We start from the raw sequence: 23,549 nt of genomic DNA on the forward strand, positions 1-23,549 counted from the left end.
AACGCAGAATTAGAAGTGAAAACTTATGTAGAGGCGGATTCTAGAGAGTGGCAATAAAAAAGCAGCGCTTTAAGCGCTGCCGTATTGATTAATCGTTGTGAACGGAAAGACTAATCTTCGCTCTTTTCTTTGAATTCACAGAGGTCTTCAATGATACAGCTGCCACAGCGTGGTTTACGTGCGACACAGGTGTAACGTCCATGAAGAATGAGCCAATGGTGGACATCCAGTTTGAATTCTTTTGGGATAACTTTAAGTAGTTTTGCTTCGACATCGTCGACGGTTTTACCCATCGCTAGCTTAGTGCGGTTTGATACACGATAGATGTGAGTATCAACGGCAATGGTTGGCCAACCGAATGCGGTATTTAACACTACGTTTGCTGTTTTACGACCGACACCTGGAAGGGCTTCTAATGCAGCGCGATCTTCCGGTACTTCACCATTATGTAGGTCAAGCAGCATACGACACGTTTTGATGGTGTTTTCTGCTTTTGAGTTAAATAGGCCGATGGTCTTGATATACTCTTTTAAGCCATCAACACCTAGGTCGAAAATTGCTTGCGGAGTGTTGGCTAAAGGGTACAGCTTATCCGTCGCCTTGTTCACGCTGACATCGGTTGCTTGTGCAGACAATAGAACGGCAATCAGCAGCTCGAATGGGCTGTTCCAGTTAAGCTCAGTCTCTGGCTTTGGATTGTTTTCTCTTAAACGCTCAAGTATTTCTACTCGTTTTACATTGTTCATAGCGACATTACTTTCAAATAGTTAGGGCATGAAGCTTGGATTGCTTCTGCTTTATCATCGGTTACGCGCTCTTATGAGCGTCATTATTATATGTACTGTTTAGATCTGATTTCCCCCCGCTGAGTGGTTGAGCTAACTCAGCGAGGTTTAAGCTAATTTAACTTATTAGGCATTGGTAACGCGAGCGCGTTCAATGACTGGTTTTTCTTGTTTTGGTTGTCTAGATTTTGCTTGGTTATCGATGATATTTTTCAAAGCAATTAAGAAACCAACACCAATGAAGGCACCCGGTGGAAGCAGGGCTAACAAGAAGCTGTTATCAAATTGGAATATCTGGATTCGTAACACCGAAGCCCAGTCACCAAACAGCAGGTCTGCGCCATCAAATAGGGTCCCGTTACCAATAATCTCACGCATCGCACCTAACACGACCAATACTGATGTCATGCCTAGACCCATCCAGAAACCATCTTGAGCCGCTGGTAGCACTTCATTTTTTGAAGCGAAGGCTTCCGCACGACCAATGATGATGCAGTTGGTTACGATCAGCGGGATGAAGATACCCAAAGAGAGGTAAAGCCCATAGGCGTAAGCGTTCATCAGCAATTGAACACAGGTTACTAGCGAGGCAATGATCATTACGAATACTGGGATACGTACTTCTTTTGGCACATGATTACGAACCAAAGAAACAGAAACGTTTGAGCCGACCAGTACAAGCAAGGTAGCAATGCCTAGCCCAAGTGCGTTAGTGACTGTTGACGATACAGCCAGCAGCGGACATAACCCAAGAAGTTGCACTAGGGCAGGGTTATTGGCCCACATGCCATTTTTGATCAATGTTTTATGGTCACTCATTATTCACCACCACAATTTAGAGGTTGAGCAAGCAATGCTTGGTTGTTTTGGTTAACGTACTGGACCGCTTGTTTGACTGACTTCACGACTGCTCTTGGCGTGATAGTAGCGCCAGTAAACTGGTCAAAATCACCACCGTCTTTACGAACCTTCCAACGGTCTAGATTAGAATCCGTCACTTGCTTACCTGCAAACGAAAGAATCCAATCACTCACACGCAGATCAATCTTATCACCCAAGCCCGGAGTCTCTTGGTGAGAAAGCACGCGAGTACCTAAAATAGTACCGTCAGTTTTCATTCCAACAATGACTTTAATCGCGCCATTGTAGCCGTCTGGTGCAATCGCTTCGATCGCAATCGCGCTTGGCTCACCATTAAGCTTAGCAATGTAAGCCGGCATCGCTTGCTCAGTACCAAGCTCTTCTGCTTGAACCAAAGTACAAGACGAAAACAGCTCGTTGTCGTGCTGATCGTGTGGGATCACTTGGTTAAGAACAGACAGTAACTGAGCCTGTTCTTGTTGTTTGATCTGATCTTTGGTCAGGTAGTGAGTTACCGCGACCAAACCCGTCGAAGCACACGCAAAAATCGCGAGTACAAGGCCGTTTTTCTTAATTGCATTTAGCATGGTATCCGCTCCCTTAGTGACCGTATGTGCGAGGTTTGGTGTAGTAGTCAATCAGTGGAACACACATGTTGGCTAACAATACAGCAAACGCCACGCCATCAGGGAAACCACCCCAACTGCGGATGATAAAGACTAAACCGCCGATCAGAGCGCCAAACACTAAGCGACCTTTGACTGTCGTGGATGCTGAAACTGGGTCGGTTGCAATAAAGAATGCACCAAGCATAGTCGCGCCAGACAGAAGGTGAATGGTTGGAGAAGCGGTTTCACCAGGAGTGAGCACTAAGAACACTAAGCTAAACAGAGTAAGACTGCCGATGAAAGCCACAGGGATATACCATTGAATAACACGTTGCTTAATCAGCACTAAACCGCCGATTAGGTAAGCAAGGTTTACCCACTCCCAGCCTACGCCAGCTAACCAACTAAATTGAGGTTGAGATAGTGCTTCTGAGGCAGTATTGCCTGCCGTTAATGCCGTTTTGAATGCATCAAGCGGCGTCGCCATTGTGGTGCCATCAATGCCAAGGCGTGCTTGTTGCAGAGACAAACCTTCGTTATTGAAGCCAGTAAAGATCATCAAGAATGAGTCAATAAAGCTTGTTGCTTCTGCTGTCAGGCTCGCGGGAGCATTCCAACTGGTCATTTGAACTGGGAATGAAATCAGCAAAACAACGTAAGCGACCATCGCAGGGTTAAATGGGTTCTGCCCTAGGCCGCCGTATAAGTGTTTCGCGATAATAATAGCGAAGAACATACCAATGACGAGGATCCACCACGGAGAGTGTGGGGGAATCGCGACACTCAGTAGCCAAGCGGTTACAACAGCACTGTAATCACGCAGTGCCATTACTGGCGGGCGTTTTCTCAATAGCATGACGGCTGCTTCAAAGGTAACAGCAAGTGCAATAGCAAATACTAACTGGATGAGGGTACCCCATCCAAAGAAGTAGGTTTGAGCTAGTAGACCTGGCAATGCACAAATAGCCACCCATTTCATTAGATCTGGGGTGCTTCTACGGCTATGCGCGTGCGGTGAGCTGGCGATAAAGAAGGCCACTACTCTTTCTCCTCATTGTTCTTTTTATCTAGCTCTTGCTGGGCTTTTTTCGCTTTAGCACGAGCGATAGCTGCAGCAACAGCAGCTTTCTTCGGATCGACCTGTTCAGATTGAGTATCAGTTTCTACTTCAACTACTGGTTCAGATGTTTCTGCTTGCTTAGCTTGCTGTGCTTTTTTTGCTTTAGCACGGGCTATAGCGGCAGCAACTGCGTCTTTCTTAGCATCGCCAGAACTTCCAGCTTCAGTTTCAACTGCAGGTTCAGGAGCTTCGGTTGTTTCTTGTGTCGCTTGCTGTGCTTTCTTAGCCTTAGCGCGAGCGATGGCCGCAGCAACAGCAGCTTTCTTAGGGTCGACTTGCTCCGATTGAGTCTCGGTTTCAACTTCAACCACTGGTTCAGATGTTTCTGCTTGCTTCGCTTGCTGGGCTTTTTTGGCTTTAGCACGAGCGATAGCGGCAGTAACAGCATCTTTCTTGGCATCGCCGGATTTTTCAGCAGGAGCTTCAGCAGCAGATTCAGCTTGTTGAGCTTTCTTGGCTTTAGCACGAGCAATGGCCGCAGCGACAGCATCTTTCTTAGCATCGCCAGAGCTTTCAACAGGAGCATCCGAAGCAGATTCCGCTTGCTGTGCTTTCTTCGCTTTAGCGCGAGCAATCGCAGCAGCAACGGCGTCTTTCTTCGTATCGCCTGAGCTTTCTGCAGGAGTATCGGCTGCTGCTTGTTGTGCCTTGCGCTCTCTCGCTTGACGCTTGCGCTCTTCACGCAGTTTAGACATTTCAGAGTTGTCTGGTTCAGCGCCTTCCGCTTTTTGAGCTGCAGCTTGTTTCGCTTTTGCCTTCGCAATAGCGGCAGCAACCGCAGGTTTCACTGCTGGTTCTTCATTCGGAGCCTGATCCGCAGCGGCTTTTTGTGCTTTAACACGAGCAATCGCAGCAGCAATAGCATCATCACCGCCGGATGTTTTCATATCTTTACGGCGGTTATCTGCGGCTTTTTTAAAGCGGTTTTCACGTTCGGCTTTATCACGCTCCATACGAGCGTTCTTCTCTTCAAAACGAATCTTGGCGCGTTCTGCAGCAGCGGCTTCATCTTTTCGAGTTTTGATTTCAGCTTTTGCTTGGCGATAGTACTGAACAAGAGGGATTTCGCTTGGGCAGACAAATGCACATGCACCACATTCAATACAGTCTTTAATATTTAGCTCTTCACACTTATCCAACTCGTTGGCTTTGGCGTGCCATTGCAGTTGTTGAGGAAGTAGAGACGCAGGGCAAGCTTCAGCACATGCGCTGCAACGGATACATTCCATCTCGTAAGTGCTTGGTGAGATCTCACGACGCGTTGGCGCCAAAATACAGTTCGACGTTTTGGTGATTGGCACATTGGCATGCGGCAAGGTAAAGCCCATCATCGGGCCGCCCAAAATTAAACGCGGCAGTTTTTTATCTGCTTTGTAGCCAAACTCTTCAAGTAACTCATGTACTGGTGTGCCTAATAGCGCCCAAACGTTACGAGGTTGCTTAAAGGTTTTACCGGTTAATGTCACAACGCGGTTAACCACAGGTTCGCCGTCAATTACCGCTCGCTTAATCGAGTAAAGAGAGCCGACGTTCTGAACCAAAACACCAATGTCTGCAGGAATGCCGCCAGCTGGAACCTCTTTGTTGGTGAGGATCTTGATAAGTTGCTTCTCACCACCAGAAGGGTATTTGGTTGGGATAACGCGAATGACGATATCTTTGTCTTTCGCTGCAATCTCAAGCGCTTTTATCGCGTCTGGTTTGTTGTCTTCAATGCCGATAACCGTCAGCTTTGGTTGAAGAATGTGTTCAACTACTTCAATGCCTTTTAATACTTCGTCGGCATGTTCTTGAAGCAACTTGTCATCAGAGGTGATGTAAGGTTCACATTCCGCAGCATTGACGATCAAAATGTCGGTACGACCTAAGCCGGATTGAAGCTTCTTAGCCGTAGGGAAGCCTGCGCCGCCCATGCCTGAAATACCAGCTTGGCGAATCACATCAAGCAGTTCGTCAGAAGTCTTTGTCGAAAAATCTTCAACTGGATTTTTTTCAATCCAAGTGTCTAGGCCATCAGGTTTAATAACCACGCACATTTCGCTCAAGCCTGATGGGTGAGCGGTAGTTCGCGGTTCGATAGCGGTAATCACACCCGATGTTGGTGCGTGTACAGGTAACGTAAAACCTGTATCTAAGGCCGTAAGTTGCTGACCTTTTAACACAGTGTCGCCAGCAGCAACCAATAGGTTACCCGGCTTACCGATGTGCTGTTTCACCGGAAGAACGATTTCTTCTGGAAGCCTTGCATGGACGATATCAGTAGTATTCGACTGTTTCTTGTTTTCAGCAGGGTGCACGCCGCCAGGGAAGTTCCAAATCGAGCCCGTGCGAATTTGTTCAATTAAAGAGATCATACTAACCCTATGCTTTAGGCTCTGACGCAGTCGCATCAGTCGCTTGGTTAGTGATATCAGTAACAGGAATGATGTTCATCTGCCATTTCCAATTTTCAGTCGTTGTTGCCACTGGAATCATTTCAATACAGTCAGTAGGGCACGGTGCGACACATAGATCACAACCTGTACATTCATCTTTAATTACTGTGTGCAGTGCCTTGGTACCACCAACAATGGCGTCAACAGGGCAGGCTTGAATACACTTGGTACAGCCGATACACATATCTTCATGAATGAAGGCAACGGTTTTTACTTTGTTATCTAAGTCATGAGCGGAGTCTTCAACTTCTACGCCCATTAAATCTGCTAGCTTCTCTATGGTTGCTTGGCCGCCCGGAGGACATTTGTTGATCTTGTCTCCGTTAGCGATCGCCTCTGCGTATGGGCGACAACCAGGATAGCCACACTGGCCACATTGAGTTTGCGGTAAAATGGTGTCGATTTGATCGACGATAGGATCAGCTTCAACTTTAAAACGGATAGAAGCAAAGCCCAAAATAGCGCCAAAAACAGCGGCTAAAACGGCTAGCGCAATGATCGCAATTAAAATGGTACTCATGCTTATTTCACCAACCCAGTAAAGCCCATGAATGCCAGAGACATTAGGCCTGCTGTGATCATCGCAATCGATGCACCTTTGAATGGCATTGGAACATCAGCAACCGCAATACGTTCACGCATTGCAGCAAATAGGATCAATACAAGAGAGAAACCAACCGCTGCGCCGAAACCATAGATGATCGACTGAATGAAGTTGTGGTTTTCATTGATGTTCAGAAGTGCCACACCTAATACCGCACAGTTGGTGGTGATAAGAGGCAGGAAGATACCTAATAGGCGATATAGCGTTGGGCTGGTTTTGTGAACGACCATTTCCGTAAATTGAACAACCACCGCGATAACCAAGATGAAACTCATGGTACGCAGGTATTCAATACCCAGAGGGGTAAGGATGTAGGTTTCTACTAGGTATGCAGAGACCGACGCTAACGTTAGAACGAAAGTCGTCGCGAGGCCCATGCCAATCGCAGTCTCCAGTTTCTTGGAGACTCCCATAAATGGACATAGTCCTAAAAACTTCACTAGCACAAAGTTATTGACCAGCACTGTGCCAACCAACAACAAAAGGTATTCGGTCATAATGGATTAATTCTTGAGATTCCGATCCCGATATTATCCTGCTTTGCTCACCTAATAACAACCAAGGATCACTAGGGATTTAGACACTTGGTGAAAAAAACATCAGGTAATCGATTGATTATTAAAGTTACCGTAAGTATAGACGGCCAATTTTTACTTCGTGAGACAAGTTTGTAGGAGTAGTTGAATTGGATTTTTCATAAGATTATTCTTGAATTGAACTCGATTTGCTTCCTACGAATAGGGTCATATTTGTGGCTTTTTGTGCTCAGAACTATCAAAAAGAGGAGTGAAAGAGGCGAGTAAAATACGAGCCCAAAGCACTAAAACGCAAAAAGCCGCATCGAGTGATGCGGCTTCTTTAAATTTGGCCCCCTTGTCGAGACTTGAACGCGGGCGGCTAGGTTTGTGACATTAACTTGGAACAAGTTAGTCGCAGTTATATACGAAAAAAGCCCAATCTTTCGATTGAGCTTTTTTCTGAATTTGGCTCCCCTTGCAAGACTTGAACTTGCGACATACGGATTAACAGTCCGCCGTTCTACCGACTGAACTAAAGGGGAATTGCTTGTTAGCGACGCGAATTCTAATAATAGTCCGAATTTCTGTCAACAAAAAATAGCAGAAAAAAATAATATAAAAAACTTTACTTTCTTGGACGCCTTACCGGATTTAGCCTTTCTTTAGTTATCCACCAAAATTGTGGATAAGTGTGTGTGTGAAACTTTAACAACAATAATTGGGATAAATCTGAGAATATAAAAATCTAAGGTAAGGTAATGTATTTAAAAGATTTGTATCAAAATATCACTATTGTATAACTTTTGGCGATTATAAAAAATACAGTAAAACAAGTGCTATTTTTAGATTTTTTGGGGAAAAGTAGTGGATGAAAAATTGAGTGATTTAGCTGAAGAGATCTTGCAAGGGCACGGATAATACCAAGTTCTAAAAGTAAAAGCTATCACTGATATCTAATCTTAAGATGCATTTCTCTAGATAATAGTTGCAACTACACTCCTCCTAGAGTGACAATGACCTGATTATAAAAACAGTATGGAAATGGCGACCTATGAGTAAACTCTTTGACTTGGTATCGGACTACAGCCCGTCCGGTGATCAGCCGACAGCGATAACCAAATTACTAGACGGATTAGATTCTGGTTTGGCACATCAAACTCTACTAGGGGTAACGGGCTCAGGTAAAACCTTTACCCTTGCCAACGTCATTTCCCAATCTCAAAGACCTGCGATTCTGTTAGCGCCTAACAAGACATTGGCGGCTCAACTTTACGGTGAGATGAAATCTTTCTTTCCAAACAATGCCGTTGAGTATTTCGTTTCTTACTACGATTACTACCAACCTGAAGCCTACGTTCCAACCACGGACACGTTCATCGAGAAAGATGCGTCTGTGAACGCTCATATCGAACAAATGAGGCTTTCGGCAACCAAAGCCTTATTAGAACGAAAAGACGCCATCATTGTGGCTTCTGTGTCGGCTATCTACGGTCTGGGTGATCCTAAGTCTTATTTGAAGATGATGCTTCATTTGAGTCGTGGCGAGGTGATGGATCAGCGAGATATCCTGCGTCGATTGGCTGAGCTGCAATATTCAAGAAACGATGTCGCCTTTGAACGTGGTCAGTTCCGTGTTCGTGGTGAGGTGATTGATATCTTTCCGGCTGAATCTGACCAAGATGCGGTTCGAATTGAGATGTTCGATGACGAAGTGGACTGCATTAGTATTTTTGATCCTCTGACTGGTGCGGTGAAACAAAGAGACTTGCCGCGCTTTACGGTTTATCCAAAAACTCACTATGTAACGCCAAGAGAAAAAATCCTTGAGGCGATTGAGAACATCAAGGACGAACTGCGCGATCGTGCTCAATACTTAAAAGACAACAATAAGCTTTTGGAAGAGCAGCGTATCTCTCAAAGAACTCAGTTTGATATTGAGATGATGACTGAGCTTGGCTTCTGTTCCGGTATCGAAAACTATTCACGATACTTGAGCGGCCGTGCGGAAGGGGAAGCGCCGCCAACGTTATTTGACTACCTGCCTGATGATGGTTTGCTGATCATCGATGAGTCGCACGTGACTGTGCCGCAAATTGGTGCGATGTATAAAGGTGACCGTTCTCGTAAAGAAACCTTGGTCGAGTTTGGTTTTAGACTGCCTTCTGCATTGGATAACCGTCCAATGAAGTTTGAAGAATTTGAGTCTATAGCCCCACAAACGATTTTTGTGTCGGCAACACCAGGTAATTACGAGATTGAAAAATCAGATGGCGAGATTGCTGATCAAGTGGTACGTCCTACTGGTCTGTTAGACCCAATCATCGAAGTAAGACCTGTCGCGACGCAGGTGGATGACTTGCTGTCTGAAATCAGAATCCGTTCAGTGAAAGAAGAGCGTGTTTTGGTTACCACGTTGACCAAGAGAATGGCAGAAGACTTAACCGAATACCTAAGTGAGCACGGCGTTAAAGTGCGTTACTTGCACTCGGATATCGATACCGTTGAGCGTGTAGAGATCATCCGAGACCTACGTTTGGGCAAGTTCGATGTGTTAGTGGGCATTAACTTACTTCGTGAAGGTTTGGATATGCCTGAAGTGTCGCTGGTGGCGATTCTTGATGCAGATAAAGAGGGCTTCTTGCGTTCTGAGCGTTCTCTGATTCAAACCATTGGTCGTGCTGCGCGTAACTTGGAAGGTCGAGCGATCCTTTATGGTGATTCGATTACTAAGTCGATGAGAAAAGCGATTGATGAAACCGATCGTCGTCGTGAGAAGCAGCAAGCATACAATGAAGAGCAAGGCATCACGCCGCAAGCGTTGAAACGTAATATCAAAGACATTATGGAACTAGGTGATCTAACCAAGTCGAAGCAGCAGCGCCAATCGAAACAAGTTCCACTATCTAAGGTGGCAGAGCCTTCTGAAAGTTATGTAGTACTTACGCCGCAACAGCTTGATAAAGAGATCAGCAAGCTAGAATCTGCGATGTATCAGCATGCTCAGAATCTGGAATTTGAATTGGCCGCACAGAAGCGTGATGAAATTGAGCAGTTAAGAAAGCAGTTTATTACCAACAGCTAATCTCACTTTTCGCTCGAGAATTGATCCCCCTCAACACAAGAATTGAGAGTGTTTCAGACAAAAAAACAGCCAGTAGTAAATGTTCTACTGGCTTACGTTTGTGAACAATCGGTCCACTAACAACGTCAGTTGGCTAGGTGACCCGAAGGTCATTTATACCGTTGCATCGTTCGTGCCAGATAGATAAAACATTGATTGTTTGAAGCAAGTAAAAAAACACACTACAAATACTGTGGCTAATTTGCATAATGCAAAGCGGAATGCGACTATAATAAGAAATGCAAATTATAAATGGCTAGGATATGCAATCAAAAACGCTAGATAACAAATCGAAGTATTTGTTGATGGTAGAGGATACCGCTTCGGTAGCAGCTTTATATCGCTCGTATCTTACACCGCTCGAAATTGATATCAACATTGTCGGCACTGGCCGCGATGCAATCGAGAGTTTGAATCATCGAATCCCAGACCTTATTTTATTAGATCTACGTCTGCCTGATATGACGGGTATGGACGTACTATTTGCTGTAAAACAAAAATACCCTGAAGTTCCAGTTATCTTCATGACGGCTCACGGCTCTATCGATACCGCTGTAGAAGCGATGCGTCATGGCTCTCAAGATTTCCTTATCAAACCGTGTGAAGCCGACCGACTCCGTATTACGGTGAATAATGCGATCCGCAAAGCCACCAAACTTAAAAATAGCTCGGAACACCCGGGAAACCAGAACTACCAAGGTTTTATCGGCAGCAGCCAAACCATGCAGCAGGTTTACCGAACTATCGATTCTGCTGCATCGAGTAAGGCCAGTATTTTCATTACTGGTGAAAGTGGTACCGGTAAAGAGGTATGTGCAGAAGCCATTCATGCGGCGAGTAAGCGTGGCGATAAGCCGTTCATCGCGATTAACTGTGCCGCTATCCCTAAAGACCTGATTGAAAGTGAGCTGTTTGGCCACGTTAAAGGTGCCTTTACCGGTGCTGCGACCGATCGCCAAGGTGCTGCTGAGCTTGCTGATGGTGGAACACTGTTCCTTGATGAACTGTGCGAAATGGACTTAGAGCTGCAAACCAAGCTGCTGCGCTTTATCCAAACCGGTACTTTCCAAAAAGTCGGCTCTTCGAAGATGAAGAGTGTCGACGTTCGTTTTGTGTGTGCGACCAACCGTGACCCTTGGAAAGAAGTACAAGAAGGTCGCTTTAGAGAAGATTTATACTATCGTTTATACGTGATTCCATTGCACTTGCCGCCATTGCGTGAGCGTGGTGAAGATGTCATCGAGATCGCGTATTCTCTGCTAGGCTATATGTCGGTCGAGGAGGGGAAGGCGTTTGTACGTTTTGCTCAGGAAGTACTTGATCGCTTTAATCAATATGAGTGGCCGGGTAACGTTCGTCAGCTACAAAACGTGTTGCGGAACGTAGTGGTTTTGAATAACGGCAAAGAGATTACTCTCAACATGCTTCCACCACCGTTGAACCAACCGATTGAAAACAGTCTGCGATTGAAAGAGAAGCAGAATGAAGACATCACGGTAAAAGATATTTTCCCATTGTGGATCACTGAGAAAACGGCTATCGAGCAGGCCATTAAAGCGTGTGATGGCAACATCCCTCGTGCGGCAGGTTTCTTAGATGTCAGTCCATCGACGATATACCGTAAGTTGCAAACGTGGAATGCGAAGCAGTAATCAACAAACAATAAGAAAATAATAATGACGAAAGTATTAAATCAGCAAAAAGTTGATGAGCTTGCCGGCGAAATAGGCCAAGAGAATGTCCCGGTTTTACTGGAAATCTTTTTAGGTGAGTTGAAAGGCTACTACGAACACCTAGAGATAAATAAAGAGTCGGATACCTCTAAGTACTTGGCTGATATCAGTCATGCGCTTAAGAGCAGCGCAGCAAGCTTTGGTGCGGATTCTTTGTGTAGTTTTGCGATTAGCTTAGACGCAAAAGTGAAGCAAGCGTTGCCTGTAACCGAGATTGATTTTCAAGATATGCAAGACCTCCTGTTATCGACGTACACTGAATATCAGCAGTTGATGACGGACCTTTAAAACAGCGAGTTATTACTGAGATTAAAAAAGGAGCAGCATGCTCCTTTTTTGTTGTTTGTCGCTTGAACCTATGGCTACGCCAACTGGGCTTCAATGGCTTGTTGAAGCTTCACACGGTCGTGTCGCCAATCTCGGTTTGCCGATGCAAGATCTGTGGTCACACAATTCCATTGCACTTCTAGTTCCGGGTGAGGTTCATTGCCTAACACGATGTCTATTTTCCTTGCCTTACAGGTACGTTCACACCACTCCAATTGCTCTTGAAGCGTCATTTTCCCTGCGGGACCGTGCTCTGGTGAAAGGTTTTCAACGAAGATAACTTTTGCCTTGGTGTTCTCAGAGATTGCTTTGCCAATCTCTGGAAGGAGAAGAGGGGGCATCACACTGGTTAAAAAGCTTCCAGGGCCAAGGACAATGCAGTCTGCTTGCTCAACGGCAGCAACGGCTTCTTTGGTTGCTGGCACTTCTGGAGACAAGTCCATCATGCGCAGCTTTTCCGTCATGTCATCAACGTTGGTTTCGCCGGTAACCCAGCGGCCGTCCATTGATAGAGCCGTGAGGTCTGAAGGATGCTCAGTCATCGGCACGATATTGACATCGACCTTGAGCATATTTCGAATCAGGTTAATTGCTTCCAATGGGCGAACGGAAAGGTTGTCTAACGCCGTCAGCATTAGGTTACCCAAGTTATGACCGTCTAGCTCACCTTGACCACGAAAGCGGTATTCGAACATCATCGAACTGATTGAAGGCTCTGTGATTAATTGGTTGATACAGTTGCGTGTATCTCCCCATGCGATGCCACCTTGGCAATCTCTAATACGTCCGGTGGAACCGCCGTTATCTGTCGTTGCAACAATGCCAGTTGCGTTGTTACCAAAGTCTTTTAATGCAGCTAACATGCGACCTAAGCCATGGCCACCGCCGATTGCTACGACTTTCTTTGAAGAGTAAATATTCATTTATTGTTCTTGTTAGGTTATTACCAACTATAATTTAGGTTAAATGCTTCTCGCTATATACTCAACAAGAGTTATTTTGAGCGTTTGATACGTTTTTTTTGCCGATGTGACCCGTTTTTTACCATCAGAGCTAGATTCACGTACAAATATTAAGTATTTTATTACTCAGCTACTGCGCGTGTGAATATAACGCTCAGTTGCCATAACTCCGAGCTCTCGCATGCTAAGTCGCACAGTGGTATTTGCTGTACCGATACGCATCAAGAGCCAGTGACATGTTGTCACAAGGGCTTAATTGGAAATGATTATGCCTCCCGTGTTTGGAAAGGTGTTCCGTGGCGCAACAATTCGAAGATAGATTCCATCGCAAGTTTTATTACTTGCGCTTGTCGGTTACAGACGTCTGTAACTTTAAATGTACTTACTGCTTGCCAGATGGTTACAAACCGTCAGGGCAAAAAAACTCGTCTTTTTTAAGTGTTCCCGAGATCAAACGCGTTGTTAAAGCGTTTGCAGATTGTGGTACCTCAAAGATCCGCATTACAGGCGGAGAGCCGAGTCTGCGTAAAGACTTTCCTGAAATCATACATACCGTTGCTTCTACTCCAGGCATCGAAAAAGTAGCCACCACAACGAATGGCTACCGCATGGAGAAACAAGTAGGGCAATGGCGTGATGCTGGTTTAACCCATATAAACGTGAGCGTGGATAGTTTAGATTCGCGCATGTTCCATCAGATCACTGGTGAGAATAAGTTTACTGAGGTTATGCGAGGCATTGATAAAGCGTTTGAGGTTGGCTTTGAACAAGTCAAAGTCAACGTCGTATTAATGAAAGACCTCAATAGTCAGGAATTACCAGCCTTCCTTAATTGGATCAAAGACAAACCTATTCAATTACGTTTTATCGAGCTGATGAAAACCGGCGAGATGTACGAGTTGTTCGATAAACATCATGTGTCTGGCGTTGCGATTCGCAACCAGCTTATTGCTAATGGTTGGCTGTTAAAAGTCAAAGCCGTTAACGATGGCCCGGCGCAAGTGTTTGTCCACCCAGACTACAAGGGTGAAATCGGTTTGATCATGCCTTACGAGAAAGACTTTTGTGAGAGTTGTAACCGACTGCGCGTTTCTGCGACCGGTAAACTTCACTTATGTCTGTTTGGCGACCATGGTGTTGAACTGAGAGATCTGATTCAAGAAGATCAACAAGAGCAAGAACTCATTGATCGAATTCAGGCTCAGCTTCAAACCAAGTCCGTTAGCCACTTCTTACACGATGGCAACAGCGGCATGACTCCAAACTTGGCGTCAATCGGCGGTTAACCCGCTACACACTCTAAAGCATTTTATCGCTCAGCTTCTTCAGGCTGGGCGAATCAGTCTAATGAAAAATTTATATAGGTGAACAAATGGGTCACGCAGAAAGCAAATTCCAAGCAGCAAACATCGCAGTACTAACGGTTTCAGATACTCGTACAGAAGAAAACGACACTTCAGGCGGTTACCTAGCAGAGCATGCTAAAGAAGCGGGTCACAACGTGGTTGATAAGCAAATCGTTATTGATGACATGTACAAGATCCGTGCGATCGTATCTAAATGGATCGCTGATGAAAGCGTACAAGCTATCATGATCACGGGTGGTACTGGTTTCACTTCTCGTGACAGCACGCCTGAAGCGCTTAAGCCACTGTTCGACAAAGAAGTAGAAGGCTTTGGTGAGCTATTCCGTCAAGTATCTTACGAAGAGATCGGTACTTCGACAATTCAATCTCGTGCGATTGCGGGTTTTGCTAACCACACGGTTATCTTTGCGATGCCAGGTTCTACAGGCGCTTGCCGCACCGGTTGGACTAAGATCATCAAGCAACAGATGGATGCTAGCCACCGTCCTTGTAACTTCATGCCACACCTTTCTGTATAAGGCGGTTTGAGTATGAGCCAATTTACACACATTAACGCGTCTGGCGAAGCAAACATGGTCGATGTATCGGCTAAAGCGGAAACAGTACGTGAAGCGAGAGCGGAAGCCTTCGTTCAAATGTCGGCAGAAACGCTAGAGCTGATTGTCTCTGGTAGCCACCATAAAGGTGATGTTTTCGCAACGGCACGTATTGCGGGTATTCAAGCGGCGAAGAAGACGTGGGATCTGATTCCCCTGTGTCACCCTCTGCTATTAACTAAAGTAGAAGTGCAGCTTGAAGCTATTGAGTCTGAAAACAAGGTTCGCATCGAATCTGTTTGTAAGCTTGCGGGTAAGACGGGCGTAGAGATGGAAGCGCTAACGGCTGCTTCTGTGGCTGCGTTAACGATTTACGATATGTGTAAAGCTGTTCAGAAAGACATTGTTATCGAAAACGTGCGCCTGCTAGAGAAGACAGGTGGTAAATCTGGTCACTTTAAGGTGGAGTCATGATTACAGTACTTTTCTTTGCTCAAACTCGTGAACTTGTTGGTGTGGACAGCGTTGAAGTTGATGCACAATTTAAGACGATTGAAGCGATTCGTAGTCATCTTGTGACACAAGAAGGCAAATGGGATATCGCATTGGAAGAGGGGAAGCTTCTGGCTGCACTTAACCAATCAATCGTACCTCTGACAGCTGAAGTGAAAGACGGCGACGAAGTGGCTTTCTTCCCACCAGTGACTGGAGGCTAAGCATGGATCCAAGAGTATTAGTGACAGCTGAGGACTTCTCGGTAGGCGACGAATACGACTACTTGGCTCAAGGTACAGCTGCCGGAGCGATTGTGACGTTCGTTGGTAAAGTTCGCGACATGAACCTTGGCGACAATGTGATTGGTTTGTCTCTGGAGCACTATCCGGGTATGACAGAAAAATCACTGAGCGAGATCTGTGACCAAGCTGAGGCTCGCTGGCCTATTCAGAAGATGCGTGTTATCCACCGTGTAGGTGACTTAGATATCGGCGACCAGATTGTTTACGTTGGTGTATCCAGTGCACACCGTGGTGCTGCATTTGAAGCCTGTGAATTCGTTATGGACTTCCTGAAAACCAAGGCTCCCTTTTGGAAAAAGGAACGCACGACCGAAACGACGCGTTGGGTTGATTCTCGTGATTCAGACACGAAAGCAGCGGAACGCTGGGAGAAGTAATTTCTCTTAAAGTGATGTTGCTTCAGCATTTACTCATTTGTATATGAGACAGTCAAAAACCGACCACTTAGGTCGGTTTTTTTGTACCTGCTATAAATCTATTTATAGATAATCATTGATTTGACAAATGATAATTCATTGTGGTTGCATATAAATTCAGCGCGTAATTTTGTCTTAATTGGTGCATTGGATAACCCGGTTTGGTGCAGAGCATTATGCTGTCTTGTATAAAGTGATTATCCTCACAAATAGTGTAGACGGTTTAGGTGATATGTGATGTGCAATTAGATTTCATGTGGCATTAATGTTAATTTGCGCTCAGTGTTCTAGCATAAGATGCTAAAAAAAAGTATCAACACAGATACATCAACACTAAAGGCTGTTTTTTAATTAATCCCTCTACGCAAGTCACTACTGATTTGGGGTTTTTTAGATATTTACACTGATACCTTAAGTATTTCGGAGAATTATCCGATTTTTTGCGACTTGTTTGTGGCAAATTACTTCAATGGTTGATAGTGTGTGCCTCAATCTTTGTAAGGTTTTAGATTTTTATGCTTAAATTTTGAGCTAAATAAATCTAAATCACTGCCGTTCAGTGAACCAAGCAAAGAAGTCATGGATGCAATACATAAAACTTGGAGTTTATTAAATGTACAAGAATAAAATCACTCAGGCCCTTCTTCTAGGTGCTGGTTTGGCAGTGGCTGCCTCTTCTACTCTTTCTATCGCTGCTGAAGTTCCAGCAGGCACAGAACTGGCAAAAGTTCAGGAACTTGTTCGCGGTAACGGTACTGAAGTTGCAACTATCGACCCACACAAATCTCAAGGTGTACCAGAATCTCACGTAATTCGTGATCTTCTAGAAGGTCTAGTGAACCAAGACGGCGACGGCAACACTATCCCTGGTGTTGCGGAAAGCTGGGAAACGACAGACAACAAAACATTCACTTTCCACCTACGCAAAGACGCAAAATGGTCTAACGGCGATCCTGTAACAGCTCAAGATTTTGTATACAGCTGGCAACGTGCAGTTGATCCTGCAACGGCTTCTCCATACGCTTGGTACATGGAATACACCAAGATGGCGAATGCGAAAGATATCGTAGCGGGTAAGAAAGACAAGAGTGAACTAGGCGTTAAAGCAGTGGATGCAAACACTCTAGTTGTTGAATTAGAAACAGCGGTACCATACTTCGTAATGATGATGGGCCACACAACAATGAAGCCAGTACACCAGGCAACTGTTGAAAAATACGGTGACCAGTGGACTAAGCCAGAGCACTTTGTTGGCAACGGTGCATTCTCTGTTGATAAATGGGTTGTTAACGAGCGTCTAGTACTCAAGCGTAACGAACAGTACTGGGACAACGATAAAACAGTTCTTAACAAAGTAACGTTCCTACCAATCGAAAACCAAGTAGCGGAAATGAACCGTTTCCTATCTGGTGAAATCGATTTCACAAACGAACTTCCAACTGAGCACTTCAAGCGTCTTCAAAAAGAGTACGCAGAAGATGTATCTGTAGCGGGTAACCTATGTACTTACTACTACATCTTCAATACGAAGAAAGCACCATTTGATGATGTTCGTGTTCGTCAAGCAATCTCTTACGCGATCGACCGTGATATCGTAACAGGTGCTATCCTAGCGCAAGGTCAAAAACCTGCGTATTTCCTAACGCCTGAAATCACAGCTGGCTTCGATCCTGAGCTACCTGCTTACGGCAAGATGTCTCAGAAAGAGCGTAACGCAGAAGCGGAACGTCTTCTTGAAGAAGCGGGTTACGGTAAAGACAACCCACTTAAATTCAACCTGCTTTACAACACTTCAGAGAACCACAAGAAGATTGCTGTAGCGCTAGGTTCTATGTGGAAGAAAACACTGGGTCTTTCTGTAACACTTGAGAACCAAGAGTGGAAAACGTACCTATCTTCTAAAGATTCTGGTGACTTCGAAGTAGCACGTGCTGGTTGGTGTGGTGACTACAATGAAGCGTCTTCGTTCCTGACGCTAATGAAGAGTAACAACACTACCGGTGGTGTTCACTACGACAGCGCGGCTTACGATAAGATCATCGATAAAGCACTTAACTCAACTTCAGAAGAAGAGCGCAAAGCACTTTACCTAGAAGCTGAGGCGCTAATGGCAAACGACATGCCAATTGCTCCTATCTACCAATACGTGAAATCTCGTCTACTTAACCCGCATGTTGGTGGTTTCCCAATCAACAACGCGGAAGACAAGATCTTCTCGAAAGACCTATACATCAAAGCTCAATAATAAGCTTCGATTCTAAAAAGTTAATATAACTATAACGATACAGGCACTACATGCGCAGGGCGCGCATGTAGCGTCTTTCTAATTTTAATTGTCACAGACTGAAAGAGTGAGTTTATGCTTAAATTCATTATGAAAAGGATATTTGAAGCGATTCCAACCATGTTGGTGTTGATCACTATATCTTTCTTTCTCATGCGTTTCGCACCGGGTAACCCGTTTTCAAGCGAGCGTCCATTACCGCCAGAAGTTATGGCTAACATCGAAGCTAAATACGGCTTAGATAAACCAGTGTTTGAACAATACACCACGTATTTGACAAATATCTTACAAGGTGACTTCGGTCCCTCTTTTAAATACCAAGATTACACAGTAAATGAGCTGATCGCGGTTGCACTTCCAGTATCTGCGAAGGTAGGTTTCGTTGCTTTTATCTTCACATTATTGATGGGGGTAACGGTCGGAACCATTGCCGCCTTGAAGCACAACACCTGGGTCGACTACACCATAATGTCGACCGCCATGCTCGGGGTGGTAATGCCATCTTTCGTGTTGGCACCGGCGCTTATTTACCTTTTCTCCCTGCACTGGAACATATTCCCAGCAGGTGGTTGGCATGGCGGTACATTCATGTACATCGTGCTGCCTGTTATCGCGATGTCTCTTCTTTACGTAGCAACCTTTGCTCGTATTACTCGTGGTAGCATGATTGAAACGCTAAACAGTAACTTTATCCGAACTGCACGTGCAAAAGGTCTAAGCTACCGTTATATCATTCTAAAACATGCACTTAAGCCAGCAATGCTACCTGTTGTTTCTTACATGGGACCTGCGTTCGTAGGTATCATCACAGGTTCAGTTGTTGTTGAAACCATCTTCGGCCTACCAGGTATCGGTAAGCTGTTTGTTAACGCCGCGTTTAACCGTGACTACTCGCTAGTAATGGGTGTAACCATCTTGATTGGTTTCCTATTCATCTTGTTCAACGCAATCGTTGATATTTTGCTAGCGCTTATTGACCCGAAAATTCGCTACTAACAGGGACGCATGGTTATGTTGAAGAAAAAAGAAAATTTAGAAGCGATCGAAAAGTTCTCTGAGAGCTTAGAGATTGAAGGTCGTAGTTTGTGGCAGGACGCGCGCATTCGTTTCATGCGAAACAAAGCTGCGATGGTGAGTCTGTTCATTCTTACGCTTATGGTACTGGCAGTTATCTTCTTACCAATGCTGGCTCAGTACACTTATGATGATACTGACTGGTACGCAATGCACGTTGGTCCGAATGCGGATCACTGGTTTGGTACCGATAGCTTAGGTCGTGATTTGTACGTTCGTACTCTTGTCGGTGGCCGCATCTCATTGATGGTTGGTGTGATGGGTGCCTTCGTAGCGGTACTGATTGGTACGCTTTACGGTGCAGCTTCAGGCTTCATCGGCGGTCGTACTGACCGAGTGATGATGCGTATCCTAGAGATCTTGTACGCAGTGCCATTCATGTTCCTAGTAATCGTACTGGTAACGTTCTTTGGTCGTAACATCGTCCTAATCTTCGTTGCTATTGGTGCGATTGCTTGGCTAGATATGGCGCGTATTGTACGTGGTCAAACGTTGAGCCTACGTAGTAAAGAGTTCATTGAAGCTGCACACGTATGTGGTGTAAGCAAATGGAAGATCATTACACGTCACATCGTACCGAACGTACTGGGTATCGTAGCGGTTTACTCTACGTTGCTTATTCCAAGCATGATCCTTACAGAATCATTCTTATCTTTCCTTGGTCTTGGTGTTCAAGAGCCTATGACAAGCTGGGGCGCATTGCTTCAAGAAGGTTCGCAAACAATGGAAGTTGCAATCTGGCAATTGACATTCCCTGCGGCATTCATGGTAGTTACGCTGTTCTGCTTTAACTACGTAGGTGATGGTCTGCGCGACGCGCTTGATCCAAAAGACAGATAACGAAATAGCAATTAAAAGCTATAAAAGATTAAGGAAGCAATAATGAGCTTATTAGATGTCAAAGATCTGCGCGTCGAATTTACCACGCAAGATGGTATCGTAACCGCAGTAAACGACTTGAACTTCTCACTTAACCAAGGCGAAACGCTAGGTATTGTTGGTGAGTCGGGTTCAGGTAAATCACAAACGGTATTTGCACTGATGGGGCTGCTGGCTAAGAACGGCATCATCTCAGGCAGTGCAAAGTTTGAAGGCAATGAAATTCTCAACCTGCCTGAAAAAGCACTGAACAAGGTTCGTGCTGAACAAATCGCGATGATCTTCCAAGATCCAATGACCTCACTGAACCCTTACATGAAAGTAAGTGATCAGCTGATGGAAGTACTTATGCTGCATAAAGGCATGGGTAAAGCAGAAGCGTTTGAAGAATCAGTACGCATGCTTGAAGCGGTGAAAATCCCTGAAGCACGCAAGCGTATCACTATGTACCCGCACGAGTTTTCGGGCGGTATGCGTCAGCGTGTGATGATCGCAATGGCACTGCTGTGTCGTCCTAAATTGCTTATCGCTGATGAACCAACAACGGCACTGGATGTAACCATTCAAGCGCAAATCATGGAATTGCTGAACGAACTAAAAGATGAGTTCAATACAGCAATCATTATGATCACCCATGACTTGGGTGTTGTTGCTGGTTCTTGTGACAAAGTACTTGTGATGTACGCGGGTCGTACAATGGAGTACGGCACGGTTGATGAAATCTTCTACGAGCCAAGCCACCCATACGCGGAAGGCCTGCTTAAAGCGATTCCTCGTTTGGATACCGAAGGTGAAATTCTACCGACGATTCCAGGTAACCCACCTAACTTACTTCGCCTACCAACAGGTTGTCCTTACCAAGACCGTTGTCACCGTGTAATGGACCGTTGTAAGCAAGAAGCACCGATTTTGCAGCCATTTGCTAAAGACCGTCAGCGTGCTTGTTTTTCAGACTGGGAGACTTGGACAAAATGAGTAAAGAATTACTATTAGATATTAAAGACCTGAAAGTTCACTTTAGCATTGCAGCTAAGTCTGCTTGGCCTTGGGCAAAACCATCAAACCTTAAAGCGGTTGATGGGGTTGATGTTCACCTTTACGAAGGCGAAACACTAGGCGTAGTGGGTGAGTCTGGTTGTGGTAAATCAACTTTTGCCCGTGCGATTATCGGCTTGGTTGAAGCGACTGAAGGTCAAGTGATGTGGTTAGGTCAAGACCTAACTAAGATGCAGGAAGTGAAGCGTCGTGAGACTCGTAAAGAGATTCAGATGATCTTCCAAGACCCGCTAGCGTCGCTTAACCCACGTATGTCAGTAGGCGATATCATTGCTGAGCCTCTAGAGACTTTCTTCCCTGAACTTTCTAAACAAGAAGTGAAGGACAGAGTTAAAGAGATGATGGCAAAGGTTGGTCTACTACCAAACGTAATCAACCGTTACCCACATGAATTCTCTGGTGGTCAGTGTCAGCGTATTGGTATTGCACGTGCACTTATCTTGAAACCTAAGATGATCATTTGTGACGAACCTGTTTCGGCACTTGACGTATCTATCCAAGCTCAAGTTGTTAACCTTTTGAAAGAACTGCAAAAAGAGCTAGGTCTTTCGCTGGTATTTATCGCGCACGATTTGTCAGTGGTTAAGCACATCTCAGACCGTGTATTGGTAATGTACCTAGGTAATGCGGTTGAGCTGGGTGAGTCAGATGCACTATTCTCTGATCCAAAGCACCCGTACACCAAGGCGTTGATGTCTGCGGTTCCTATTCCAGATCCTCGCTTAGAGCGTAGTAAAACTATCCAGATGCTGGAAGGTGACCTACCATCGCCAATCAACCCACCATCAGGATGTGTTTTCCGTACTCGTTGTCCACAAGCGACAGAAGCGTGTGCGCAAACTAAGCCAACGATTCAAGGCGATGATGTGCACGCAGTATCTTGCTTGCACGTACAAGTCTAGGGCCAATTTAAAACGGTTCAGCCTGTGACAGGCTTAAGCGCGACTAGTTTTTAGAGTCGCGCTTTTTTTGTACTGCAGACCTAGTTCCTATATTTTGCTCAACAGCTTCATCAAATAATTCGAACAACTAAGCCAACTTCTTCTAGTTTTGAAAAAGTTGGCTTTTTTTATACTAGAGAAAAGTTAGCATCACAGAGGTTTGGATATGGGCAAATTAGTTGAAGGTGTTTGGCATGATGTGTGGTACGACACGAAAGAAAGCGGTGGTAAGTTTGTTCGTGAAGATGCGGGCTTTCGTCATTGGGTAGAGAACAAACCGGGCGCGCAGTTTGAGCCGGAAAGCGGCCGTTATCACTTATACGTATCGTTAGCTTGCCCTTGGGCGCACCGAACCCTTATCTTCCGCGAGCTGAAAGACCTAACCGATCACATTGACGTGACGGTTGTTTGCCCAGACATGATGAGTGAAGGTTGGCAAATGGGGTTACCTGAACCTCTATTTGGCCATACCCGCATGCACCAAATCTACACTCAAGCCAAGCCTGACTACTCGGGTAGAGTAACGGTACCTGTGCTGTGGGATAAGAAAACCAACACCATTGTGAGTAACGAGTCGTCTGAAATCATTCGCATGTTTAACTCAGAGTTTAACGAGCTAACGGGTAACACCGATGATTACTACCCGTGGGAGTTGTCCAAGAAGATTGATGAGTGGAATGATTATATCTACCCAAACATCAACAACGGCGTATACCGAACCGGCTTTGCGACAACACAAGAAGCCTACGAAGAGGCGTATGAAGCGTTATTTGAAGCGTTAGATAAAGTGGATGCGCATCTTAGTGAGAAACGTTATTTAGCGGGAGAGCAGATTACTGAAGCGGATTGGCGGTTGTTCACGACCTTGGTTCGATTCGATGCTGTGTATGTGGGTCACTTCAAGTGTAACAAGCAACGAATTGCGGATTACAAACATATCCAAGGTTATCTAAAAGAGCTCTATCAAATAGAGGGTATTAAAGAGACGACCGATTTCTATCATATCAAGCGTCACTACTACTACAGCCACACTGGTATCAATCCGACTCAAGTTGTACCCAAAGGACCAGAGCTAGACTTAGAATCACCACATGGTCGAGGCTAGGCTTATACCAATTAAAGTAA

22 protein-coding genes, 1 tRNA gene and 1 riboswitch are annotated in these 23,549 nt (G+C 45.1%); of the genes, 14 read left to right on the forward strand and 9 right to left on the reverse strand.

Going from position 1 to position 23,549, the window contains the following annotated elements; all coding sequences use genetic code 11:
- Positions 1–110: 110 nt before the first annotated feature.
- From nth to AB4249_RS09135, 8 genes are all read right to left on the reverse strand, one after another.
- Positions 111–746 carry an endonuclease III gene (gene nth, locus AB4249_RS09100; RefSeq protein ID WP_017061172.1) on the reverse strand — a complete coding sequence of 212 codons (636 nt, stop codon included), beginning with the start codon at positions 744–746 and terminating at the stop codon, positions 111–113.
- A 165-nt stretch (positions 747–911) separates the two neighbouring features.
- Entirely contained in the window at positions 912–1,604 is a 693-nt protein-coding gene (locus tag AB4249_RS09105; protein WP_372102867.1) for an electron transport complex subunit E, read from the reverse strand.
- A complete protein-coding gene (gene rsxG / locus AB4249_RS09110) occupies positions 1,604–2,233 on the reverse strand; it encodes an electron transport complex subunit RsxG (protein ID WP_017061171.1) in 630 nt (209 codons plus the stop codon). Before rsxG ends, AB4249_RS09105 begins: the two co-directional genes overlap by 1 nt.
- A 13-nt stretch (positions 2,234–2,246) precedes the next feature.
- Positions 2,247–3,293, reverse strand: coding sequence for an electron transport complex subunit RsxD (gene rsxD, locus AB4249_RS09115; RefSeq protein WP_017063459.1), 1,047 nt, complete (start codon positions 3,291–3,293; stop codon positions 2,247–2,249).
- Positions 3,293–5,728, reverse strand: a complete 2,436-nt coding sequence (gene rsxC / locus AB4249_RS09120; RefSeq protein WP_372102869.1) for an electron transport complex subunit RsxC — start codon at positions 5,726–5,728, stop codon at positions 3,293–3,295. Before rsxC ends, rsxD begins: the two co-directional genes overlap by 1 nt.
- Positions 5,729–5,735: 7 nt before the next feature.
- Positions 5,736–6,329, reverse strand: a complete 594-nt coding sequence (gene rsxB, locus AB4249_RS09125) for an electron transport complex subunit RsxB (protein ID WP_004734040.1) — start codon at positions 6,327–6,329, stop codon at positions 5,736–5,738.
- 2 nt (positions 6,330–6,331) lie between these two features.
- Entirely contained in the window at positions 6,332–6,910 is a 579-nt protein-coding gene (gene rsxA / locus AB4249_RS09130) for an electron transport complex subunit RsxA (protein ID WP_004734039.1), read from the reverse strand.
- A 487-nt stretch (positions 6,911–7,397) separates the two neighbouring features.
- A tRNA-Asn gene (locus tag AB4249_RS09135) sits at positions 7,398–7,473 on the reverse strand.
- Between the two features lie 509 nt (positions 7,474–7,982).
- Here AB4249_RS09135 and uvrB point away from each other — a divergent pair.
- The 3 genes from uvrB (at position 7,983) to luxU (ending at position 12,073) form a co-directional block, all read left to right on the forward strand.
- The gene (uvrB, locus tag AB4249_RS09140) at positions 7,983–10,013 is read left to right on the forward strand and encodes an excinuclease ABC subunit UvrB (RefSeq protein ID WP_372102871.1); all 2,031 of its coding nucleotides are present in this window, start codon (positions 7,983–7,985) and stop codon (positions 10,011–10,013) included.
- Positions 10,014–10,315: 302 nt separating this feature from the next.
- Entirely contained in the window at positions 10,316–11,704 is a 1,389-nt protein-coding gene (luxO, locus tag AB4249_RS09145) for a quorum-sensing sigma-54 dependent transcriptional regulator LuxO (protein WP_004734031.1), read from the forward strand.
- Between the two features lie 24 nt (positions 11,705–11,728).
- On the forward strand, positions 11,729–12,073 hold the full coding sequence (luxU, locus tag AB4249_RS09150) for a quorum-sensing phosphorelay protein LuxU (protein ID WP_017062179.1): 345 nt from the start codon (positions 11,729–11,731) through the stop codon (positions 12,071–12,073).
- A gap of 74 nt (positions 12,074–12,147) precedes the next feature.
- On the opposite strand, the gene AB4249_RS09155 is transcribed toward luxU, so the two are convergent.
- Positions 12,148–13,035 (reverse strand): YvcK family protein, encoded by an 888-nt coding sequence (locus AB4249_RS09155; protein ID WP_017062178.1) that lies wholly within the window; start codon positions 13,033–13,035, stop codon positions 12,148–12,150.
- A gap of 194 nt (positions 13,036–13,229) precedes the next feature.
- A riboswitch (molybdenum cofactor riboswitch) is annotated at positions 13,230–13,382 on the forward strand.
- Here AB4249_RS09155 and moaA point away from each other — a divergent pair.
- From moaA to AB4249_RS09210, 11 genes are all read left to right on the forward strand, one after another.
- Complete coding sequence (moaA, locus tag AB4249_RS09160; RefSeq protein ID WP_372102873.1) at positions 13,371–14,360, forward strand: GTP 3',8-cyclase MoaA; 990 nt, start codon at positions 13,371–13,373, stop codon at positions 14,358–14,360. Its footprint overlaps the riboswitch before it by 12 nt.
- An 86-nt stretch (positions 14,361–14,446) precedes the next feature.
- The gene (moaB, locus tag AB4249_RS09165; protein ID WP_004734027.1) at positions 14,447–14,959 is read left to right on the forward strand and encodes a molybdenum cofactor biosynthesis protein B; all 513 of its coding nucleotides are present in this window, start codon (positions 14,447–14,449) and stop codon (positions 14,957–14,959) included.
- Between the two features lie 12 nt (positions 14,960–14,971).
- Positions 14,972–15,451 carry a cyclic pyranopterin monophosphate synthase MoaC gene (moaC, locus tag AB4249_RS09170; protein ID WP_004734026.1) on the forward strand — a complete coding sequence of 160 codons (480 nt, stop codon included), beginning with the start codon at positions 14,972–14,974 and terminating at the stop codon, positions 15,449–15,451.
- On the forward strand, positions 15,448–15,693 hold the full coding sequence (moaD, locus tag AB4249_RS09175; RefSeq protein ID WP_017063465.1) for a molybdopterin synthase sulfur carrier subunit: 246 nt from the start codon (positions 15,448–15,450) through the stop codon (positions 15,691–15,693). The genes moaC and moaD overlap by 4 nt, the downstream gene beginning before the upstream one ends.
- A 2-nt stretch (positions 15,694–15,695) precedes the next feature.
- The gene (gene moaE, locus AB4249_RS09180; protein ID WP_017062176.1) at positions 15,696–16,151 is read left to right on the forward strand and encodes a molybdopterin synthase catalytic subunit MoaE; all 456 of its coding nucleotides are present in this window, start codon (positions 15,696–15,698) and stop codon (positions 16,149–16,151) included.
- Between the two features lie 652 nt (positions 16,152–16,803).
- Positions 16,804–18,435 carry an ABC transporter substrate-binding protein gene (locus AB4249_RS09185; protein ID WP_065583971.1) on the forward strand — a complete coding sequence of 544 codons (1,632 nt, stop codon included), beginning with the start codon at positions 16,804–16,806 and terminating at the stop codon, positions 18,433–18,435.
- A 114-nt stretch (positions 18,436–18,549) separates the two neighbouring features.
- Positions 18,550–19,470, forward strand: a complete 921-nt coding sequence (gene oppB, locus AB4249_RS09190) for an oligopeptide ABC transporter permease OppB (RefSeq protein ID WP_017062174.1) — start codon at positions 18,550–18,552, stop codon at positions 19,468–19,470.
- Positions 19,471–19,485: 15 nt separating this feature from the next.
- Positions 19,486–20,388, forward strand: a complete 903-nt coding sequence (oppC, locus tag AB4249_RS09195; protein ID WP_017062173.1) for an oligopeptide ABC transporter permease OppC — start codon at positions 19,486–19,488, stop codon at positions 20,386–20,388.
- Positions 20,389–20,430: 42 nt separating this feature from the next.
- Positions 20,431–21,402 (forward strand): ABC transporter ATP-binding protein, encoded by a 972-nt coding sequence (locus AB4249_RS09200; RefSeq protein ID WP_012603544.1) that lies wholly within the window; start codon positions 20,431–20,433, stop codon positions 21,400–21,402.
- Positions 21,399–22,385 (forward strand): murein tripeptide/oligopeptide ABC transporter ATP binding protein OppF, encoded by a 987-nt coding sequence (gene oppF, locus AB4249_RS09205; RefSeq protein ID WP_017062172.1) that lies wholly within the window; start codon positions 21,399–21,401, stop codon positions 22,383–22,385. The genes AB4249_RS09200 and oppF overlap by 4 nt, the downstream gene beginning before the upstream one ends.
- A gap of 205 nt (positions 22,386–22,590) precedes the next feature.
- Entirely contained in the window at positions 22,591–23,529 is a 939-nt protein-coding gene (locus AB4249_RS09210) for a glutathione S-transferase family protein (protein ID WP_136978363.1), read from the forward strand.
- Positions 23,530–23,549 lie beyond the last annotated feature (20 nt).

It is taken from the genome of Vibrio sp. 10N.261.55.F4 (assembly GCF_041470465.1).
Lineage (GTDB): Bacteria > Pseudomonadota > Gammaproteobacteria > Enterobacterales > Vibrionaceae > Vibrio > Vibrio crassostreae_C.

Coding starts and splice junctions, on each gene's coding strand:
- oppC (WP_017062173.1), top strand. CDS start 19,486: ATGTTGAAGAAAAAAGAAAATTTAGAAGCGATCGAAAAGTTCTCTGAG.
- AB4249_RS09210 (WP_136978363.1), top strand. CDS start 22,591: ATGGGCAAATTAGTTGAAGGTGTTTGGCATGATGTGTGGTACGACACG.
- uvrB (WP_372102871.1), top strand. CDS start 7,983: ATGAGTAAACTCTTTGACTTGGTATCGGACTACAGCCCGTCCGGTGAT.
- moaD (WP_017063465.1), top strand. CDS start 15,448: ATGATTACAGTACTTTTCTTTGCTCAAACTCGTGAACTTGTTGGTGTG.
- moaC (WP_004734026.1), top strand. CDS start 14,972: ATGAGCCAATTTACACACATTAACGCGTCTGGCGAAGCAAACATGGTC.
- moaE (WP_017062176.1), top strand. CDS start 15,696: ATGGATCCAAGAGTATTAGTGACAGCTGAGGACTTCTCGGTAGGCGAC.
- AB4249_RS09105 (WP_372102867.1), bottom strand. CDS start 1,604: ATGAGTGACCATAAAACATTGATCAAAAATGGCATGTGGGCCAATAAC.
- AB4249_RS09155 (WP_017062178.1), bottom strand. CDS start 13,035: ATGAATATTTACTCTTCAAAGAAAGTCGTAGCAATCGGCGGTGGCCAT.
- moaB (WP_004734027.1), top strand. CDS start 14,447: ATGGGTCACGCAGAAAGCAAATTCCAAGCAGCAAACATCGCAGTACTA.
- oppB (WP_017062174.1), top strand. CDS start 18,550: ATGCTTAAATTCATTATGAAAAGGATATTTGAAGCGATTCCAACCATG.
- AB4249_RS09200 (WP_012603544.1), top strand. CDS start 20,431: ATGAGCTTATTAGATGTCAAAGATCTGCGCGTCGAATTTACCACGCAA.
- luxO (WP_004734031.1), top strand. CDS start 10,316: ATGCAATCAAAAACGCTAGATAACAAATCGAAGTATTTGTTGATGGTA.
- oppF (WP_017062172.1), top strand. CDS start 21,399: ATGAGTAAAGAATTACTATTAGATATTAAAGACCTGAAAGTTCACTTT.
- rsxB (WP_004734040.1), bottom strand. CDS start 6,329: ATGAGTACCATTTTAATTGCGATCATTGCGCTAGCCGTTTTAGCCGCT.
- nth (WP_017061172.1), bottom strand. CDS start 746: ATGAACAATGTAAAACGAGTAGAAATACTTGAGCGTTTAAGAGAAAAC.
- AB4249_RS09185 (WP_065583971.1), top strand. CDS start 16,804: ATGTACAAGAATAAAATCACTCAGGCCCTTCTTCTAGGTGCTGGTTTG.
- rsxA (WP_004734039.1), bottom strand. CDS start 6,910: ATGACCGAATACCTTTTGTTGTTGGTTGGCACAGTGCTGGTCAATAAC.
- rsxG (WP_017061171.1), bottom strand. CDS start 2,233: ATGCTAAATGCAATTAAGAAAAACGGCCTTGTACTCGCGATTTTTGCG.
- luxU (WP_017062179.1), top strand. CDS start 11,729: ATGACGAAAGTATTAAATCAGCAAAAAGTTGATGAGCTTGCCGGCGAA.
- rsxC (WP_372102869.1), bottom strand. CDS start 5,728: ATGATCTCTTTAATTGAACAAATTCGCACGGGCTCGATTTGGAACTTC.